The organism is Collimonas arenae (genome assembly GCF_001584165.1).
Taxonomy (GTDB): Bacteria; Pseudomonadota; Gammaproteobacteria; order Burkholderiales; family Burkholderiaceae_D; genus Collimonas; species Collimonas arenae.
This window is the reverse complement of record NZ_CP013233.1, coordinates 3,790,538-3,809,873: the sequence shown is the minus strand read 5'-3', so window position 1 is coordinate 3,809,873 and position 19,336 is coordinate 3,790,538. Positions and strand designations below refer to the sequence as shown.

The following is a 19,336-nucleotide window of genomic DNA, read 5'->3' as shown; positions in this document are numbered from 1 at the left end:
ACATTCGAACCATGCGCATAAGCCGTCTGATTTTTCACACCCACCCGCGTCTGGTGATCGCGCTGGCGATTGGCTTTGCAGCCTGGGCGGTTATTCCCATCGGCTCCCATCTGACCCGCGCCCTGGTTGGCTGGAACGCCGGCGTATGGTCCTACCTGGCCATGCTCTGGTGGATGATGACCCGGGCCAGTTGCGCTCAGGTCAAACTGCGCGCTGCGGTGGAGGATGAGAACGACACCATGATTCTGGTCCTGATCTGCATTGCTGCAGTCTCAAGCATCGGCGCCGTGGTGCTTGGACTGACGCAAGCGAAGGATTTCTTGCCGGGGCCAAAAGAACTGCGCTATCTGTTCACCGGCATGACTGTGCTTGGTTCGTGGTTCCTGCTTGGCACCATCTTCGCATTGCATTACGCGCGGCTGTTCTATGCCTGCAGCATCGACAAGCTGCCGCTACGTTTTCCCGACGATGAGATCAATCCCGATTACTGGGATTTCTGTATTTTTCGTTCACGATGGCCGTGGCCGTACAGACCTCCGATATCAGCATCATGACCCGGCCGATGCGCAAGATCGTCCTGATGCAGTCGGTGCTGACCTTCCTGTTCAATTCGGCGATCCTGGGCTTGTCGATCAATATCGCTGCCGGCCTGGTCGGATAAATTTCTGCGCGGCGACTGGACGTAAAAAAGCCAATCGATCGATTGGCTTTTTTGTTGGCGACGGAAGTGCCGGTTCAGATGCTCACTTCCGCCGCACCCTTTGGCAGCGGTTCTTACTGCCAGCCGTAGCGGCGGGCATACCAGCCCTTCATCGCCTGCGTCAGCACCGCATACGCCACCAGGATCAGCAGCAACCATGGGAAGTAGGTCAGCGGCAAAGCCTGCAGCTTGAAGTAGTGCGCCAGTGGCGACATCGGCAGCAGAATCCCGACCAGCATGATGATGATGGTCATGCTCATCAGCGCCCACGACGCGCGGCTCTGGAAGAATGGAATCTTGCGGGTGCGGATCATGTGCACGATCAGCGTTTGCGACAGCAGGCCTTCGATGAACCAGCCGGACTGGAACAGGGTTTGATGTTCCGGCGTATTGGCGCCGAAGATGTACCACATCAGGGCGAAGGTGGTGATGTCGAAAATCGAGCTGATCGGACCGAAGAACACCATGAAACGACCGATTTCGCCGGCGTTCCAGCGCTGCGGTTTTTCCAGGAATTCCTTGTCGACGTTATCGAACGGAATCGTGATCTGCGAGATATCGTACAGCAGGTTCTGCACCAACAGATGCAACGGCAGCATCGGCAAGAACGGCAAGAAGGCGCTAGCCACCAGTACCGAGAACACGTTGCCGAAGTTCGAACTGGCTGTCATCTTGATGTACTTCAGCATGTTGGCGAAGGTCTTGCGGCCTTCCAGCACGCCTTCTTCCAGCACCATCAAGCTCTTTTCCAGCAGGATGATGTCGGCGGCTTCCTTGGCGATGTCGACTGCGGTGTCGACCGAGATGCCGATATCGGCGGCGCGCAGCGCCGGCGCATCATTGATGCCATCGCCCATGAAGCCGACCACGTGGCCCTTGTCGTGCAGTACACGCACGATGCGTTCCTTGTGGGTCGGGCTGAGTTTGGCGAATACGGTAGTGGTGTCGACTGCGACCGCGAGGTCGGCGTCACTCATTTTCTCGACGTCGTTACCGAGCAGCATGCCGTCTACGGCAAGGCCGACCTGGCGGCAGATCTTGGCTGTCACCAGTTCGTTGTCGCCGGTCAGGATCTTGACCGTAATGCCGTGCGCCTTCAGTGCGTCGAGCGCCGGTTTGGTGGATTCCTTTGGCGGATCAAGGAAGGCGATGTAGCCGATCAGGACCAGATCGCTTTCATCGGCGACGCCATACACTTCCTTGGTCGGCGGCAGATCCTTGGCCGCTACCGCTACCACGCGCAAGCCTTCGGCATTCAGACTGGACGTAGTTTCGTAGATTTCCTGCAGCAGTTCCTTGGTGAACGGCACCACTTCGCCGTTGTGACGGGCGTGGGTACAAACCGACACGATTTCCTCGACCGCGCCTTTGCAGATCAGCTCGTGATGGTCTTCACGTTCGCTGACCACCACCGACATGCGGCGGCGCTGGAAATCGAACGGGATTTCATCGACCTTGCGATAAGCCGAAGCCAGCGCCATTTCGCGCTGCAGTTCGGCGTGTTCCAGCACGGCGACATCGAGCAGGTTTTTCAGGCCGGTTTGATAGTGGCTGTTGAGATAGGCATATTCCAGCACCAGGTCGTCTTGTTCGCCGAGGATGTCGGTGTGGCGTTCCAGGAAAATCTTGTCCTGGGTCAGGGTGCCTGTCTTGTCGGTGCACAGCACGTCCATCGCGCCGAAGTTCTGGATCGCATCGAGACGCTTGACGATGACCTTCTTGCGCGACAGGGCGACTGCGCCCTTGGCCAATGTCGAGGTAACGATCATCGGCAGCATTTCCGGTGTCAGGCCAACCGCAATCGACATCGCAAACAGGAACGCTTCCAGCCAGTCGCCCTTGGTCAAGCCATTCAGGAAAAACACGACCGGCGTCATCACCATCATGAAGCGGATCAGCAGCCAGCTAACCTTGTTGACGCCGGACTGGAATGCTGTCGGCGTACGGTCGGAGGCGGTGACGCGTTCGGCCAAGGCGCCAAAGTAGGTGCGGTTGCCGGTGGTAACGACAATGGCAGTGGCGGACCCGCTGACCACGTTGGTGCCCATGAAGCACAGGTTATCCAGTTCTAGCGGGTTGGTGGTGGTAGCGCCGCGATGGACCACGAATTTTTCTACTGGCAGCGATTCGCCGGTCATGGCGGCCTGACTGATAAACAGGTCCTTGGCGGTCAGCAGGCGCAGGTCGGCCGGGATCATGTCGCCGGCGGATAGCTGGACGATATCGCCCGGCACCAATTTCTTGATCGGCAATTCGATGCGGCGCGCACCCTTCGGATGCAGAGTCACGTCGAAGTAGCGCAGGGCTTCTTCGGCAATGTCTTCGGCCAGATCGTGGCGCAGCACGGTGGCGGTATTGCTGACCATCGCCTTGAGCTTATCGGCGGCGGTGTTGGAGCGCGATTCCTGAACAAAGCGCAGCAGCGTCGACAGTACCACCATCGAACCGATGACGATGGTCGCTTTCATGTCTTCCGTCAGGTAAGACACGGTGGCCAGCACAGTCAGCAGCAGGTTGAACGGGTTTTTGTAACATTGCCACAAGTGAACCCACTTGGAGATCGGCTTTTCGTGCTCGACCTCATTTGGACCAACCGTGGCGCGGATGTCGTCCGCTTCCGCCTCGGTCAGGCCATCGGCACGACTGTGTAAGGTCTTGAACAGCTCGTTGATGTCAACGTGCGCCGCTGTTGACAAGGTTTCCGCCAGCGTATGCGGCACTTCTTTGGTAACCGGCGTGCTGCGGAACATGTCGGGAGCAAGCCGACGGAAGTGGCGGTCCATGCCATGCGTGTGAACAAAGCTAACGAATGTTTCTTTGAGAATATTCAGATTCATGGAATTCTTCTTTTTTCATGCAATGCGGTCGGCTGTCGTCGATCAGGGTACATCTGGGTGCTTTTAACTTTATGTTAACGACTGGCAATCCATGTGGATGACAAGCGTATCGCAAAAGTAAAAAACGTCCAGTGCGGCCCAGACTGTAAAGTCGATCGGTGACATCTTGATGACAACATCAAGAGTCCCGATTCAGGAGTCCTGGCAACGGAGCACTATTCGACTAGTCCATCCGCAGCCGCAAAGCCGCAGTCGGAACAGGTTTCACCAAGCCGGCGACAGGCACAACAAACGATGCGGCCGCGCAACTTGGTATAACAAGATCAGGTGGTGGAACACGAAGTGCTCGCAAACGAACGCCAAAAAACGGACGCCGAACACTGGGGGATACCATCATTCGCCTATGGCGAGATGACGGCAGGGGAAGTCCTGCGTTATCTTGCCGAGGCGGCGCCAGAACGGGTCTGGCAACAACTGTCACTCGAACAAGTGCCCATTAAAGGGACTCCATAAAATTTAGACTGGTGGATAGTAGCCGCGCCATGCATGGCGGTCAAGAAGTATTGTGCAGGCCAGCAACAGGTTTTCCGGCGCGGCTTTTTTGTTGTTTTATCGGCCATGTTTTTCATTGTCATTCGGTTACTTTTAGCTTGTCTTCCAGCATCGGAAACCTATACTGAAATAGCAAGTTAATGAGATTGCTGCAGACGCGCCGGTTGCGTTTTCCGCAAGCTCCAAGGAGACAATCGTGGTCAACTTGATTATGCACAACCTGCTGTTCTTCGTGCCGATGGCCATTGCGGGGCTGGTTTTGTGTGGTGAAGTGCCGGTGGCATCAAAGGTAGTCCGGGGTAGTTTACGCGCCATTGGCGCCGTGTGCGGCGCCTTGCTGGCGCTGATCATCCTGGAATCGATCCCGGCGCTCCTCTGACCGGCAGCAGCCTTGCATCCGGGCGGGACACCGAGTTGCTTCCCGCAGGGAGGGGTGCCTGCGCAGCAGGCGTGTAGTTGACGTGCTGTAGTCGAAATATTCCGGCGCCATTTTCAGGCGCATCTTCATCTTCCATCTTTGCATCGCGCGATCGCGTGGGATAATCCCGGCAACATTTCTTTTTCGCCGGTGCCCACTTGAAAAAAATCCACGCGCTCAGTGTCGTCTTGTCCTCCTTCATTCTGGCTAATGCGCAGGCGCAGGATGTGTCGGCTTCCTTGCCAGCGCCGTTCAGCAAGGCGTTGCAGCAGGCCGGCATTTCCGCTCAAAGCGTCGGTGTGTATGTGCAGGAAGTCGACGGCGACGGCCGCGTGCTGGCCTCGGCCAATGCCGGTGTACCGTTCAATCCGGCTTCGACCATGAAGTTGCTCACCACCGATGCGGCACTGGAGTTGCTGGGGCCGACCTATCGCTGGAAAACCCAGGCCTATGCCGATGGCAACCAGATCGGCAGCACCTTGCAGGGCGACCTGATCTTCAAGGGCAACGGCGATCCCAAGCTGGTGTTGGAGAATTTTTGGCTGTTCCTGCGCCAGATCCGCGCCAAGGGCATTCGCGACATCCGTGGCAACGTGTTGCTCGATCGCAGCACGTTTGACCAGAATGCCTATGATCCGTCCGAGTTCGACGGCGATCCGATGAAGCCTTACAACGTTGGTCCCGACGCCTTGCTGCTGAACTACAAGACGCTGACGTTCCAGTTCATGCCGGACCAGGACAAGCGGCAGGTCAGCGTCGTCATCGATCCGCCCATGAGCGGCTACGCCGTCACTTCGCCAAGGCTCGGCAAGGGCGGCTGCGACGACTGGCAAGGCAAGCTCCAAGCCTCGGTGGATGCCGACGGCGCCAGCTTCAACGGTGCGCTGCCAGCCTCCTGCGGTGAGAAAACCTGGTACGTCAATCCTTATAAGATGAGTTCGACCCAATACTTCGGTGCGGTATTCCGCCAGATGTGGACCGACCTTGGCGGCAGCTTCAGCGGTAGCGTCAAGAACGGCGTGGTGCCACCGACCGCGCGTCTGGTGACCGAATGGAGTTCGGTCACCTTGCCGGAAGTAATCCGCGACATCAACAAGTACAGCAACAACGTGATGGCGCGCCAGGTATTGCTGACTATCGCCGCCGATATCCTCAAACTGCCGGCGACACCGGAGCGCGGCGCGCGAGCGATCCAGAGCTGGCTGGCCGGCAAGGGCATCGACGCTACCGGCCTGGTGATCGAGAACGGCTCCGGCCTGTCGCGCAACGAGCGCGTATCGGCCAAGACCATGGGCCGCATGATGACCGCCGCCTTCCAATCGCCGACCATGCCGGAGTTCGTCTCCTCAATGCCGCTAGTCGGTTACGACGGCACCATGCGCAAGCGCCTCAAAGACCAGGGCGTGGCCGGGCAGGCCCACGTCAAGACCGGCACCCTGAACGATGTGCGCGCGATTGCCGGTTATGTACTGGCAGCATCGGGCAAGTACTACGCGGTGGTCTGCCTGATCAACGACCCCAACGCGGCCAGGGGTCAGGCGGCGCAGGATGGGTTGTTGCAGTGGGTATATGAAAACGGCTGAGATGCGCGGATGAACTGCGCCGGAAATAAATCGACTCTGACCCCAAATATTTTATTGGGGTCAGAGTCGATTTAATTGAGGGTAATTACAGGACTAGCGGTTTGTCCGACAGCTCGTTCTTTTTTCGGCCTTGGTCCGGAAAGTGCTGGGTGAGGTAACCGTTCATTTGTTCCAGCGCCGCCAGGGTGCTGTCATGGAAGGCGCCGCTGGCGAATTCCTTGGTCATGGTTTTGCATACGGCTTGCCATTCGGCGCTCTTGATTGCACGGCCAACTGCGCGATCGACCACGATCTCGACCTTGTGGTCGGCCAGATTGACATACAGCAACACGCCGACATTTTCTTCTGTATCCCAAATCCGATAGTGGGCAAACAGTTCATGCGCACGGTTGCGCGACGTGACGCCGTTCAGCACCGCCGGCAGGCTCAGCGAGCCTTCAACAATCATCTTGACTTCGGCTCGGTGCGTGATTTCGCCTTCGGCAATCTTGTGTTGGATCGCCTTCAGTGTCGCAGCCGGGAAGGCGCGTTGCGCGCTGCCGCGGGTTGTCGTCAGGTGGCGCCAGAAGCGTTGTAGAGTCGATGCCATTACCAGTCCCCGAGGCGCCGCCGCCGTCAAATCCACCGCCGCCACCGGAAAAACCACCACCGCCGCCGAATCCTCCGCCACCAAAACCACCACCGCCGCCACGCCCGCCCTGGCTCAGGATGCTGCCGATGATGACGCCGGCCGCGTTGCCCCAGACATTGCTGTTGAGCGCGCGGCCGAATTACCGCTAGCGCCGCGTGCGCGCGAAATGACCGTGATCAGGATGATGAAGCCGAAGAACAGCAACGGCGCCAGCGTGCCCAGCAGATCGGATGTGGGTTCCTGCTGTTGCGCCGCCTTGTGCGTCGGTGCGGCAAAATGCTCGCTGTCGAGCAGCGGCATGATGGCCGAGACACCAGCGGTCAAGCCGCCGTAATAATCATTCTTGACGAAGTAGGGCGCGATGATGTCCTGCAGGATGCGCTTCGATTGCGCATCGGTTAGCGAACCCTGCACGCCGCGCCCGGTCAGGATCATCATGCGCCGCAGCGCTTTCGGATTATCCTTGGCGACCAGCAGGATGACGCCGTCGTCGATACCCTTGCGGCCCAGCTTCCAGGCATCGGCGACCCGCACTGCATAATCTTCGATACCTTCCGGCTCGGTCTTGCTCAGCAGCAGGACCGCAATCTGACTGCCGGTCCGCTCTTCGTACTGGCTCAGCACGTTATCCAGCGTAGCGCGCTGATCCGGCTGCAGCATGCCGACCAGATCGGTGACATGTGATTGCAACGGCGGCACCGGCACCTGCTGCGCCATGGTTTGGGCCAAGACGGGTAGGGCTAGTACCGCCAGCAGCGCAAGCCAGCAGGCCAACGCCAGGCGGGACAAATGGGATAAACGCGCCAAAGCAGGCATCGTGCTGGAGGACATTATTTTTTGCCGCCGAAATCGACATCAGGCGATGTCGAGATCGCTTTTTCGTTATCTACCGTGAAGGAAGGCTTGACCTTGTAACCCATCGCCATCGCGGTCAGGTTGGTTGGGAAGCTGCGCGCCAGTACGTTGTAGTCCTGCACGGCGACGATATAGCGGTTACGCGCCACCTTGATGCGGTTCTCGATGCCTTCCAGCTGCGATTGGGCATCGCGGTACAAGCCGTCTGCCTTCAACTGCGGATAATTTTCGGAGACGGCCATCAGTCGCGACAGGGCGGAAGACAGCTGCCCCTGCACCTGCTGGAATTTCTCGAATGCAGCCGGATCGTTCAGCACTTCCGGCGTGATCTGGAAGCTGGTTGCTGCCGAGCGCGCCTTGGTCACCGCTTCGAAGGTTGCTTCTTCATGAGTGGCATAAGCCTTGACGATCTGGGCAATTTTCGGCACCAGGTCGGCGCGCCCTTGATATTGGTTGACGACTTCGCCCCAAGCCGCCTTGACAGCTTCGTCCTTGGTTTGGAAATCGTTATAGCCGCACGCGCTGAGCAAGGATGCGAGAAAGGCAATTGCCAGCCATTTGAAGAAAGTTTTCATTCGGGATCCCTGAAAAAGAAACAAGTGTGATGCACGTTAGCAAACTATTGATAGCTGCTCAAGTGTTAAATACCCGGCCGACAGTCAATCGGGGCCGATTTTGGAATTACAATGCGGGGTTCGCATTATTGAGGCTTCATCGTGACTTTCATCGAAAAATTATCCGCCGCCTGGAGCGCCAACAACTCCCTGCTGTGCGTAGGGCTGGACCCGGATATTGCCAAATTTCCATCACATCTGCAGCAGAAATCGCATGCCATCTTTGATTTCTGCAAGGCAATTATAGATGCGACTGCCGATACAGCCTGCTCTTTCAAGCCGCAAATCGCCTATTTTTCGGCAATACGCGCGGAAGACCAGCTTGAGGCCATCTGCGAATATTTGCGTACTAACTATCCGCACATCCCGATCGTGATGGACGCCAAACGCGGCGATATCGGCGCAACCGCCGAGCAGTATGCGCGTGAGGCGTTCGAGCGCTACGGTGCCGATGCGGTAACGGTGAGTCCTTACATGGGTTTCGATTCGGTCGCACCTTACCTGGAGTGGAAGGACCGCGGGGCCATCGTACTGTGCCGTACCTCCAATGCCGGTGGCTCCGACCTGCAATTTTTGACGGTCGACGGTGTGCCGCTGTATCAGCACGTGGCGCGTCTGGTGGCTGAAAAATGGAACACAAACGGCCAGTGCGGCCTGGTGGTGGGGGCGACCTTCCCGCAGGAACTGGCGCAAGTGCGCAGCATCATCGGCGATATGCCGTTGCTGGTGCCGGGCGTCGGTGCTCAGGGCGGCGATATCCAGGCCACCGTGAATGCCGGCAAGACTGCCAGCGGCCAAGGCATGATGATCAATTCGTCGCGAGCGATCCTGTATGCCAAGCCGGACCAGGCCGCCGGAGAAGATTTTGCCCAGGCAGCAGGCCGCGTAGCACGCGAAACGCGCGACGCGATCAATTGTTTCCGGAGTTAAGTCAGAACAGATCGGCTTCGTTCAATGGATCGAAGCCGACTTACTTCAGGAAGCGCAACAAGCCTTGCAGCGCGTGAATCACGGTCTGCTCCCGCACCGCACGGCGATCACCTGAAAACACCAGCCGCTCGGTATGCGTGCGATGCCCCACTGACCAGCCGAAGCAAACGGTGCCGACCGGTTTGCCCGGAACTGCGCCGCCAGGTCCGGCGATGCCGGTGGTGGAGACGGTGACGTCGGCATTGCTGTTGGCTAGCGCGCCTTCAGCCATCGCCGCGGCGATTTCCTCGCTCACCGTGCCATGTTGGGCGATCTCGGCTTCCGGGATATCCAGCAATTCCGTCTTGGAGGCGTTCGAGTAGGTCACGAAGCCGCAATCAAACCATTCCGATGAACCGGCGATTTCGGTGATGGCCTGCGATATGCCGCCGCCGGTGCAGGATTCCGCTGTCGACAGGAACCAGCCCTTGGCTTGCAAGGCGCGCCCGACCTGTCCTGCGAGATCGATGATTTGTTCGGTGTTGTCCTCAACCACGTTGTTCGTGTTCATGTCTCAACTCCTCTTGTCCGCCCGGTTCGATACATACTGCCACTTGTCGTGGGTAGATGCAATCGGTGTGGTCGACAAACATTTGTGTCACGCTACGCGAGCAGTCTCAGTCATGGCTTCTTCATCTCCGCGAACGCGGGGATCCACGTTGCGGAGTGAAGTCGTGACAATGGATTCCCGCGTTCGCGGGAATGACGGGGGTGAACTGGGGGTGTCGCGGCAATATCAGGGCTATGACAGCTTAGATGAGGCACATTGATGCCTTGTACCCTTGTTAAATAGCCCGCCACAATGCCAGTGCCAACAGCGTATAAAACGCTGCCACAATGTCATCCCACATCACGCCGAAGCCACCTTTGAGATGGCGGTCGAAATAAGAAATCGGCGGTGGCTTGACCATGTCGAAAAAGCGGAACACCAGGAACGCTGCGAACTGTGACGACAGGGTGGCCGGCGTCACCAGCACCAGCACCAGCCAGAACGCAATGATTTCATCCCACACCATGCTGCCGTGATCGGGGCGCGTAGGTGGCGGCCGGTGACCTGGCAAGTCCAGACGCCGACCACGAAACCGGCGGCGGTGATCACCAGCCAGTTCAGCGGCGTGAAAATCTCCGGCCAGCGCGTGGTCATCACCACGTACGACAGCCACGCAAACAAGGTCCCGAAGGTACCCGGCATCACTGGCGATAAACCACTGCCAAAACCTTGCGCAATGATGTGTGCCGGGTGTGCCAGCATGAAACGGCCAGTGGCCTTGATTGGACGGGGAGCGGTGCTGTTTTCCGGTGTGGTCATGTGGAGCGAAAATGGTCGAAGGAAGTAAGTTGCAGGTTCAGCACGGCGCCGTCGGCATCGTGCAGGCGCAAGCCGCTGGCGGCATCAATGCTGCCAATACGGGTCACGGCGGTAGCCGCTGCCTGGCCTGCGGCGAACACGGCGTCGCGGCGGTCAGCGGGGGCGGTGAAACACAGTTCATAGTCGTCGCCGCCGGCCAATGTGAAGTGGCGGCGGATCGCCTGGGTTTGTTGCGTCAGGACCGGGCCTGCTGGCAAGCTGTCGACCGCCAGCGTGGCGCCGACGCCGGAGCGCGCCAGGATATGGCCGAGGTCGCCGATCAAGCCATCGGAAATATCGATTGCCGCCCGCGCGATCCCGCGCAATGCAATGCCCAATGCAACGCGCGGCGTCGGCTGGTGCATGCGCGTTGCCGCCAGCGCATGCTGCTCGGCATCCATTACCAGTTGATCGGTCAATTCGTTGCGGTAACCCGCCAGCGCCAGCCGCGCATCGCCCAGCGTACCGGAGACCCAGATGTCGTCGCCGGCTTGCGCAGCATCGCGGCGCAATGCCTGGCCCGGCAAGGTTTCGCCGAATACCGTGATGCAGATATTCAGCGGGCCTTTGGTGGTATCGCCGCCGATCAGTTCGCAATGATGCGAATCGGCCAAGGCCAGCAAACCGGCGGAAAACGGCCCCAGCCACTCTTCGCGGGCGGCAGGCAGCGCTAGCGCCAAGGTAAACGCCAGCGGCCGCGCACCCATTGCCGCCAGGTCGGACAGGTTAACCGCCAAGCACTTGTGGCCCAGCGTGAACGGTTCTGCGTCGGGAAAGAAATGCCGTCCTTCCACCAGCATATCGGTGGAGATGGCGATTTGGGTGCCGGCAGCGGGTGTCAGCAATGCGCAGTCATCACCAACGCCGAGGGCAATCTGCGCAATATAGCTGCGCGCCGGGCGAGTGAAGTAGCGGGAGATTAGGTCGAATTCGGACAACATCTACAGATTGTACCGAATGACGGGCGTTTTCAGCCGATTTTCAGTCGATTTACAACCGAATTGCTGAATTGTTCGTGCCGCAAGATTACGCTGTCGCAAGCGCCGTCAGAACGGCGAGCCGCAACTGGTGGTGCGCGAAACGGCGCCGCGCTGGATGATATCCTCGCCCTTGGTGTTGCCGACCGAAATCTGTGTCACGCAATACGTGCCGTTCGGCCCCGTCACTTTCGTTACCCGCTGGCCGTCCGGCCGCGTGATGTCTTCCATGGTGGTTTCACCAGGCCTAGGTGAGTCTTTCGGCGCGACCGGCCCGGCCAGCGCCTTTTCCAGTATTTCCTGGCGGTTTGGCGGCGTTGTCGCCGCCGGAGCCGACTCACCTGCGGGCGGTGCATCCTTGCGCAGGTCGCGGTCTATCTGTCCGACATTGCGTTTCGCGGCATCGACCATGTCCTCAGCCGACGGCCGGTGAGCAGCAACCGGCATCTGCGGCACCTTGGTGCCGGGAGGGGCCGGCGCATAGTGTGTGTCTTCTACTGTTATCGTGCCAGGCGGCAGCGCTGTCGCCTGTTCTCCCGCCTGCGCCAGCGGAAATTGAAACAGGGCTAATAGCGGTATCAATGCCGTCATTTTGGCGAATCTGTTGTCGATACCGGAAAAAAATCGAATGTTCAACATACCGCAGACCTTCTATCAGAAGACGTTTGCCTGACGTCGCGCCGTAAAAAAACAGCGCCGGCCATCAGATCAAACGCGTGTAAATACCAAATCCCATACGCCATGTCCAAGACGCAGGCCGCGATTCTCGAACTTGGTCACGGGGCGATAATCGGGCCGCTCCGCATAGGTTTCAGCGGTATTTTTCAGCAACGGCTCGGCGCTCAATACGTCCAGCATTTGTTCAGCATACTCCTGCCAGTCGGTTGCGCAATGCAGATAGCCGCCCGGCGCAATGCGCGATGCCAGCAAACTCACCAACGGCCCCTGGATCAGGCGCCGCTTGTTGTGACGCGCCTTGTGCCAAGGATCAGGAAAAAACACATGGGCGCCGGCCAGCGAGCCTGGCGCAATCATGTTGGTCAGTACTTCCACCGCATCGTGCTGGATCAACCGCAAGTTTTCCAGCTGTTGTTCGCCGATCAGTTTCAGCAAACTGCCGACGCCAGGCGTATGTACCTCAACCCCAAGGAAATTCTTTTCCGGCATGCCGGCAGCAATTTTCGCCGAAGTCTCGCCCATGCCGAAGCCAATCTCCAGGACAGTCGGCGCGCTGCGCCCGAAAACCTGGTCGAGATCAACCACTGCCTTGTCATAAGGAACACAAAAACGCGGCCCCAGTTCCTCAATTGCCCGCGCCTGCGCCGTCGACAACCGCCCGGCGCGCGTGACAAAGCTGCGAATCCGATGCTCGGTCGGATCGTAAAAAAGTGGTTTGCCGGATTTGTTTTCTGACATGCTGGATAGAGAAAGTTAGGGTGAGGCAAACGCAGGAATGCTCGCAAGGTACTGCAGCAATACAGCGTCATTGTAACGCCAGACAATTGCACGCCTCAAAAATACAAATGGCACCTCGAATAGCAGGTGCCAACGCTGGTCTGGAGCGGGTAGAGGGGATCGAACCCTCGTCTAAAGCTTGGGAAGCTTTCGTTCTACCATTGAACTACACCCGCAAGACCTTGATTTTAAACTAAATTTAGTTGTCTCTGATAGTCTAAATTCATCGGAATTGCGGAACGCTCCGCAAAAAACTGAAATGTCAGCGTTCAGCGCTGCGAAGCCGTTGACGATCAAAATCCTTGGTACCACCAGATTGCCAGTGCATTCGGTATCTGCCGCGTTTGAGGCGACTTTGCCGCGGGGGGGGGGCGAAGGTGACGCTAGCGCCGTCCGGAAGTGTGGCGCTTAAGGTGTGCGCTGTCGTACTGGATCACGGTGCCGTCGACGTAGCGCGTGGTGCGATGCGCTGGATGTCGTGATCGATGTCGGTAATGGTGCCGAACGGGATCAGATTCGAGAGTAGGAACGCGGCAGTTCGGAGAGGTCGGCAGTCATGCATCGCATGTTGCCGGGTTGCTCGAATCAACGCATCTGGTAGCGGATTGGTAAAGATGTTACCAACTGCCTAGCGCTATTTTGATTGATATCTGATTGGTTCGCTGCTGAGCACCATCCGCCTGTGAGATCGTTTTAAGGCGCTTGGTGGCGGCTGTTTGTGTATCAGGATACACACATTATTTCACATTTGATATTTTATTTATTAACAATTGTTAAACCGTGTGGGAAGAAATGGACTGAGGGGGAGTAGGTCATTAGGATGCATTTTGTTGTGATCCACCACTACAGCTAGGCTCATCAATGGAAACGTTTTTTGACGATAATTTTCTCAATGATAGTGTCGATAAAATCTTGAGACTGGCGACATTGACGCTGTACGGTGTCAATGTCCGATGCGACATCCGACTGGTTATCAACGATGTTCGTGACTACCTGACTTTGATCAAGACGGGGAGTTTCAATGCGAATCTACAGACGTTCAAAAACATTCTAATAGCTGTGGGCAATCGGACACATCCGAGTTTGCCTGATTATAGAAATACCGTCGACTATGCGGTTTCGTTAATTGCGAGATGACGACATGAAAAGAGTGCAAATTCTGCTTACCATTGCTGTCATGGTGGGCCTCATTATTTTTATATTTGCACCAGCAATCTTCGCGATGTCGCCCACATTTTTTAAATGGTGGGAGTCGCACCCGGTGCTCTCGCATCTTCCCATTTTATTATTGCTTTTGCTTGGTTTTGCCTGGGGTGAAATCACTGTTCGACAAAACTTGCCATAACTCAGACGCAGAGTCAGTTGCTATGCTTTACTTCAGCGTGTTACGCCTTTCAAGCGTAGCGCTCTCAGGTCGAGTTTTCCTTAAACGCCAATTCCCTTGCCCATAATTTACAAGGTGTCCTCTTGTCCTATCCGTTCGAAGTTAGCGCAGCATTGACGACATTGGAAGCCACGGGTATTTGGCGCTTCAACTACGCGCCACCTTTGTATCGATTGGCCTGGAATGCAGGTATTTCGCTTCCACCCCCGCATTTCGCACGTTTTACTTTCAATTTTATATTCTCGACCATCTGGTTTGGAATTGTATGGTCGCTACTCATGTGGTCCAGGAATTTTCCTCACCATGGCAAGAGCGTTATTGCGACCATTGGCGGGTCAGTTGCGGCGGGCATTCTGTTCGGTTTTTTCATGGCGCTCTACTACCGACACGGAGCACATAAATATCGCTTGCCCACTTGGTCAAGCATCCAGGTGTTGCCCCACTCAAAATTTACCTAACATAATCTTTCCTCGAAAAGAGTGAAGAGGCGATTTTCCCTGCCGTGAACCATTATCTATTTTTGCTCTAGATCGATGCATATTTTTCGAATCGACTTTAATCGAAGAAATACACAAGGAAGTTGCTCGGAAAGATTTTTGAAAACGATTGTAAAAATCCACGTTTAACATTGGACGCACTGAACCAACTTCAGCGATTATTTTGACCAGCAATCGCTTTTGAAGAGATGTCAAATGGAAACCTATGTCAACGATAATTTTCTCAATGAGATAATCGATAAAATTTTGAGGTGCGCGACTCTGGCGCTTTATGGCGAGGATGTCCGATTCTCGGTACTTCTCGCGATCAAAGATGTTCGCTATTATTTGGCGAAGGTCAAGACCGGAGACCCTAGGATCAATCAACGGGTTTTTGAATGCAGTTTGGCAGCATTGGCAAATAGTACGCATCCAAGCATGCCTGACTATAAAAAAACTCTTGAATACGCGGTTTCGCTGATGGCGATTGATTTGCCTAATGCAGATCGATGGTAGCGAATCCGATAATTAGAAATTGCCTATGTGGTACAACAGCGCATCACGAATCAAGGTTTGATCGTTGGCGCTGAAACCAAGTAAAAGCCCGGACGGGTGGCGATACTCCGGCCTTTTCTTTGAAACCTTGTTGGTCAATCTTTCCTGATGCATGCGGGCAATCCGCGCCACGCGCCCAAAGAAGCCAAGCGATAATTGGTTTGCGTCTTACTCGGCTTTAAGATTTTTTGCTGCCGGATTTTCTGAAACATCACCACCTTCTGCCTTTTCAATCTCCACTTATTGCCGCACGGGTTTTTGCGTTGTTTCCGTTTCTCGTAGTCGAGAACGCCATGGCGCATGCAGGCAAGACGCGGCGTGGTCGATGGGCGTTGTTATTGCTGAGACGAGCAGATCAACCATGGACTGTTGTTCTGCAATACCGATTGCCGCGATGACTATCAGAAGGAGCTGGAGGCGAAGAGGAGCGCCGACATGTAATGTGTGAAATATTGTTATATTGGTCACAAAAATTACTAATTGGTTTATATTGAAACCACTCTCTTAGTGGTGGGTACAATGAAGAAGTTCTTTATGCCCGCGCCGCAAGGTTAGCGGGCTTTTTTCTATGGTTTGATGAAGGTGTAGATGGATACAATTTGGCACAATTGATACATCCCGTGTGTCATCGCCTCGTCGTGTTCGAACGCTTTTAGGAGTGTGACATTTGTTACTGAGGCCGTATATCACCGCAGTTAAACCTTGGGAGTTCTCATCATGTTGAATGTAAAAAATCTGAATAAAGCCGCAGCCTTGATGATGGTAGTCGGCGTATTTGCCACCGCCGCAACCAGTAGCTATGCGGATACCACTTGGCAAAAAATCATCCTCGCCGGGAGCAGGTGAACAATCGGCTCAAAAATCAAAACCGACGCATTCACAACGAGGTCAAAGAAGGCGAAATAACGCGCGGCCAGGCGAAAACACTACACACCGAAGATAAACAAATTCGACAAGAAGAACGCGATATGGCTGCGCAGAACGGTAGTCATATTACTAAATCGGAGCAACGGACATTGAACCAGCAGGAAAATAGCGTTAGCCGGCAAATCGGTAAATAGTTCAGTTTTCCTATGATGTGAGGCTGAGTTTATCTGTTCCCCGGCAGTCCACTGGGTCCGCTACCGTTTTTTGAGGAGCCGAAATGGACCACAAAGCCTCGTCATATATAGAGTCGGAATTGCGGAGCGCTCCGGAAACATTACTTCGAAGCTCCGAAATATTGGCTCTGCGGTCGGGCGCTTATCGGTTGCGTTTCCCGGGGCTTGGCGATTCGAATATGGCGTGCAGGACACATCTTTGCAATGGTAAGTCAGGTGGTTAAACAGGCAAACTATGCATAGTCATGCGCGCTTTTCGAAAACAATATATGATGATCGTCATGCGAGCGAAATCAACCTATCAAGGCAGCAAGCGTGCCACCCCGAGCCGCAAGGAAGTGACGCACGATCGCATCGTCGAGGTGGCTGCGCGCGCGATCCGGCGTAGTGGTTATGCTGGCACCGGGGTGGCGGATATCATGAAGGAAGCCGGACTCACGCACGGCGGTTTTTATGCACACTTCGCCTCGCGCGAGACGCTGCTGGCAGAAGCGGCTGACCGCGCTGGTGCCGAAGCAGTCAGCTTGTCGGCTGGCATCGCTGCCGCTGCGGCGCCGGGACAGTCCTTGCAGGCTGTGATGCAGGCCTATTTGTCGCAGCAACACCTGGAGGACGTGGAGAATGGTTGCCCGGTGGCCGCGCTTGGCTCCGAGATGCATCGCCAGGCGCTGGAGGTGCGGCATGCGGCCACCCGCCACATCAAGGAGATGATCGATGTGGTGGCCCGCCAGTTGCCCGATTGGGGAACTCCCGGTGCGCACGAACAGGCCATGTTCATGGTCAGTTCGATGATCGGCACGATGATGATGGCGCGCGCGGTTGATGATCCAAGGTTGTCCGAGGCGCTGCGTAAAGCGGCGCTCAAGCATTTTTCGGAGGCTGGCAAATGAGGCCGGCTTGGTAGCCCAATTTGGGGGTTTTTTTGATGAAAAATATGATGGTCGTCATATAAATGGAACTATTGAGGAGAAGCACTATGGGCAGCAAGATCGCAATCGTGACCGGAGCGTCATCGGGTATCGGCGAAGCCACCGCCGAGCAACTCGCCAAGGCAGGCTACAGGGTGTATGGCAGCAGCCGCCGTGGCGCGCAGGGAGAAAGCAGCAAGCGCACGTTCGAGATGCTGGCGCTGGATGTGACCAGCGACGCATCCGTGGCAGCCGCCGTCAGCGAAGTGCTGCGGCTTGAAGGGCATATCGACCTGTTGGTCAACAACGCCGGCTTCGGCGTCGCGCCTGCAGCGGCCGAAGAGAGCTCGATCCAGCAGGCGCAGGCGATCTTCGATACCAATTTCTTCGGCGCCGTCCGGATGATCCGCGCCGTCCTGCCGCACATGCGGCAGCGCAGGAGCGGGCGTATTATCAACATCAGCTCGGTATTGGGTTTTGTGCCGATGCCGTACATGGCGCTGTACTCGGCCACCAAGCACGCAATGGAAGGTTATTCGGAAGCTCTAGACCAGGAGTTGCGCACTCAGGGCATCCGCGTTTCGTTGGTCGAACCGGCCTACATCAAGTCGCCGTTCGACGCCAACCAGTTGCAGCCCGACCAGGCGCTCGACGAGTATCGAGACCTGCGAGCGGGATTGGATCTGCGCGTGAAGCAAGCACTTGAGGGCGCAGATGCTCCGGGTGTGGTGGCCGAGACGGTGGTGCAGGTAGCGCGAACGGCGACGCCGAAAGTACGCTACACCTCGGGCGCCCTGGCCGGCCGCCTTAGCTTCCTGCGCCGATTCGCGCCAGCCGTGCTGGTCGAAGCCGGCGTGCGTAAGGACTTGAGGCTTGACTCCCAGCCGGCAGTGCGCAAACGCGCCACAGCCCTGTCACAATAATTTACGATAAAACAGGAGCAAGATATGAAAGCATACTTCATCAAGCGCTACGGCAAATCGGAGATGCTCACCTCGGGCGACCTGCCCGAGCCGGGACTGCGTGATGATGACGTCCTGGTGCGGATTCACGCCGCCGGCGTCAATCCGCTGGACAATAAAATCCGGGATGGCGAATTCAAGCTGTTGCTGCCATATAAGATGCCGTTGATCCTGGGCAACGACATGGCCGGTGTGGTAGTGCGGGTCGGTACGGGCGTACGCCGTTTCAAGGTGGGTGACGAGGTCTACGCGCGGCCGGATGACGATCGCATCGGCACGTTTGCCGAATTCATCGCGATCAAGGAAAAATCGCTGGCCCTGAAGCCGGCCAACCTGACGATGGAGGAGGCCTCGTCGATTCCGCTGGTCGCGCTGACCGCGTGGCAGACACTGGTCGAAAAAGGTAAGCTGAAGAAGGGCCAGAAAGTGCTGATTCACGCCGGTTCGGGTGGTGTCGGCACGATAGCGATTCAACTGGCCAGGCACATCGGCGCCACGGTCGCCACCACCGCCAGCACAGCCAACGCTGACATGCTAAAGGGCCTAGGGGCCGACATCGTCATCGATTACAAGAAGGACGACTTCTCGAGCAAATTGAAGGACTATGACCTTGTGCTCGACACGCAGGGCGGGGATACACTGAAAAAATCCCTGAGCGTGCTCAAGCCAGGCGGCAAGCTGATCGGCATTGCCGGCCCGCCGGATCCCGATTTCGCCAGGCTGCGCGGCATGAACGGCTTTCTCCGCCTGGTGATGGGATTGCTCAGCTACGGCATCCGGAAAGCGGCCAGGCGCAGCGGCGCCAGCTATTCCTTCCACTTCATGATTGCCAACGGCCAGCAACTGGGTGAAATCACCAGCTTGATCGAAGCCGGCCACATCCGGCCGGTGGTCGACCGCGTCTTCCCCTTCGAGGAAACCAAACAGGCCTTGGACTACGTAGAAACGGGACGTACGAAGGGGAAGGTCGTGATCAAAGTGCGCTAGCGGACACACGAACGAAGTTGTCGAG

Annotated in this window: 18 protein-coding genes, 1 tRNA gene and 3 pseudogenes; 11 read left to right on the top strand and 11 right to left on the bottom strand. The window is 56.7% G+C overall.

From position 1 onward, the window contains the following. Positions 1–11: 11 nt before the first annotated feature. Positions 12–661, top strand: a pseudogene (locus CAter10_RS17480) (DUF1345 domain-containing protein). A gap of 113 nt (positions 662–774) precedes the next feature. On the opposite strand, the gene mgtA reads toward CAter10_RS17480, so the two are convergent. Beyond that, positions 775–3,537: a magnesium-translocating P-type ATPase gene (mgtA, locus tag CAter10_RS17475; RefSeq protein ID WP_061534416.1), complete on the bottom strand. Its 2,763-nt coding sequence runs from the start codon at positions 3,535–3,537 to the stop codon at positions 775–777. Between the two features lie 748 nt (positions 3,538–4,285). Here mgtA and CAter10_RS17470 point away from each other — a divergent pair. Beyond that, positions 4,286–4,468: a hypothetical protein gene (locus CAter10_RS17470; protein ID WP_061534415.1), complete on the top strand. Its 183-nt coding sequence runs from the start codon at positions 4,286–4,288 to the stop codon at positions 4,466–4,468. 197 nt (positions 4,469–4,665) lie between these two features. Next, positions 4,666–6,090, top strand: coding sequence for a D-alanyl-D-alanine carboxypeptidase/D-alanyl-D-alanine endopeptidase (gene dacB, locus CAter10_RS17465; protein WP_061534414.1), 1,425 nt, complete (start codon positions 4,666–4,668; stop codon positions 6,088–6,090). Positions 6,091–6,175: 85 nt separating this feature from the next. Here dacB and CAter10_RS23165 read toward each other — a convergent pair whose 3' ends face one another. From CAter10_RS23165 to CAter10_RS17450, 3 genes are all read right to left on the bottom strand, one after another. Next, positions 6,176–6,679 (bottom strand): TPM domain-containing protein, encoded by a 504-nt coding sequence (locus CAter10_RS23165; RefSeq protein WP_061534413.1) that lies wholly within the window; start codon positions 6,677–6,679, stop codon positions 6,176–6,178. A 114-nt stretch (positions 6,680–6,793) separates the two neighbouring features. Then, a complete protein-coding gene (locus tag CAter10_RS17455; protein ID WP_335340165.1) occupies positions 6,794–7,552 on the bottom strand; it encodes a TPM domain-containing protein in 759 nt (252 codons plus the stop codon). Further along, positions 7,552–8,151, bottom strand: coding sequence for a LemA family protein (locus tag CAter10_RS17450; RefSeq protein ID WP_061534412.1), 600 nt, complete (start codon positions 8,149–8,151; stop codon positions 7,552–7,554). Before CAter10_RS17450 ends, CAter10_RS17455 begins: the two co-directional genes overlap by 1 nt. 141 nt (positions 8,152–8,292) lie before the next feature. Between CAter10_RS17450 and pyrF the strand changes: the two genes are divergently transcribed. Then, the gene (gene pyrF / locus CAter10_RS17445; protein ID WP_061534411.1) at positions 8,293–9,120 is read left to right on the top strand and encodes an orotidine-5'-phosphate decarboxylase; all 828 of its coding nucleotides are present in this window, start codon (positions 8,293–8,295) and stop codon (positions 9,118–9,120) included. Between the two features lie 40 nt (positions 9,121–9,160). On the opposite strand, the gene CAter10_RS17440 is transcribed toward pyrF, so the two are convergent. From CAter10_RS17440 to CAter10_RS17415, 6 genes and pseudogenes are all read right to left on the bottom strand, one after another. Next, positions 9,161–9,670 (bottom strand): CinA family protein, encoded by a 510-nt coding sequence (locus CAter10_RS17440; protein WP_061534410.1) that lies wholly within the window; start codon positions 9,668–9,670, stop codon positions 9,161–9,163. A 274-nt stretch (positions 9,671–9,944) separates the two neighbouring features. Continuing rightward, a pseudogene (locus CAter10_RS17435) lies at positions 9,945–10,468 on the bottom strand (phosphatidylglycerophosphatase A family protein). Then, on the bottom strand, positions 10,465–11,448 hold the full coding sequence (gene thiL, locus CAter10_RS17430) for a thiamine-phosphate kinase (RefSeq protein WP_061534409.1): 984 nt from the start codon (positions 11,446–11,448) through the stop codon (positions 10,465–10,467). The pseudogene CAter10_RS17435 and the gene thiL overlap by 4 nt, the downstream one beginning before the upstream one ends. Before the next feature lie 105 nt (positions 11,449–11,553). Then, the gene (locus tag CAter10_RS17425) at positions 11,554–12,075 is read right to left on the bottom strand and encodes a hypothetical protein (RefSeq protein ID WP_128083126.1); all 522 of its coding nucleotides are present in this window, start codon (positions 12,073–12,075) and stop codon (positions 11,554–11,556) included. Positions 12,076–12,192: 117 nt separating this feature from the next. Continuing rightward, positions 12,193–12,900, bottom strand: coding sequence for a tRNA (guanosine(46)-N7)-methyltransferase TrmB (gene trmB, locus CAter10_RS17420; RefSeq protein ID WP_061534407.1), 708 nt, complete (start codon positions 12,898–12,900; stop codon positions 12,193–12,195). 141 nt (positions 12,901–13,041) lie between these two features. Continuing rightward, positions 13,042–13,115: transfer RNA gene (locus CAter10_RS17415), tRNA-Gly, on the bottom strand. 965 nt (positions 13,116–14,080) lie between these two features. Between CAter10_RS17415 and CAter10_RS17405 the strand changes: the two genes are divergently transcribed. From CAter10_RS17405 to CAter10_RS17400, 3 genes are all read left to right on the top strand, one after another. Continuing rightward, the gene (locus CAter10_RS17405; RefSeq protein WP_061534405.1) at positions 14,081–14,284 is read left to right on the top strand and encodes a hypothetical protein; all 204 of its coding nucleotides are present in this window, start codon (positions 14,081–14,083) and stop codon (positions 14,282–14,284) included. A 122-nt stretch (positions 14,285–14,406) separates the two neighbouring features. Further along, complete coding sequence (locus CAter10_RS22595) at positions 14,407–14,781, top strand: DUF6404 family protein (protein ID WP_128083125.1); 375 nt, start codon at positions 14,407–14,409, stop codon at positions 14,779–14,781. Positions 14,782–15,015: 234 nt separating this feature from the next. Continuing rightward, the gene (locus tag CAter10_RS17400) at positions 15,016–15,315 is read left to right on the top strand and encodes a hypothetical protein (protein WP_061534404.1); all 300 of its coding nucleotides are present in this window, start codon (positions 15,016–15,018) and stop codon (positions 15,313–15,315) included. A 12-nt stretch (positions 15,316–15,327) separates the two neighbouring features. On the opposite strand, the gene CAter10_RS24615 is transcribed toward CAter10_RS17400, so the two are convergent. Further along, positions 15,328–15,486: a phage virion morphogenesis family protein gene (locus CAter10_RS24615; protein ID WP_082797972.1), complete on the bottom strand. Its 159-nt coding sequence runs from the start codon at positions 15,484–15,486 to the stop codon at positions 15,328–15,330. A gap of 624 nt (positions 15,487–16,110) precedes the next feature. Between CAter10_RS24615 and CAter10_RS17395 the strand changes: the two are divergent. The 4 genes and pseudogenes from CAter10_RS17395 to CAter10_RS17380 all read left to right on the top strand — a co-directional run bounded on the left by CAter10_RS17395 (position 16,111) and on the right by CAter10_RS17380 (position 19,311). Continuing rightward, positions 16,111–16,415 (top strand): annotated as a pseudogene (locus CAter10_RS17395) (hypothetical protein). Between the two features lie 308 nt (positions 16,416–16,723). Next, complete coding sequence (locus tag CAter10_RS17390) at positions 16,724–17,344, top strand: TetR/AcrR family transcriptional regulator (protein ID WP_061534403.1); 621 nt, start codon at positions 16,724–16,726, stop codon at positions 17,342–17,344. An 86-nt stretch (positions 17,345–17,430) separates the two neighbouring features. Beyond that, entirely contained in the window at positions 17,431–18,285 is an 855-nt protein-coding gene (locus tag CAter10_RS17385) for an oxidoreductase (protein WP_082797971.1), read from the top strand. A 24-nt stretch (positions 18,286–18,309) separates the two neighbouring features. Continuing rightward, a complete protein-coding gene (locus tag CAter10_RS17380) occupies positions 18,310–19,311 on the top strand; it encodes an NADP-dependent oxidoreductase (RefSeq protein WP_061534401.1) in 1,002 nt (333 codons plus the stop codon). Positions 19,312–19,336: the final 25 nt, after the last annotated feature.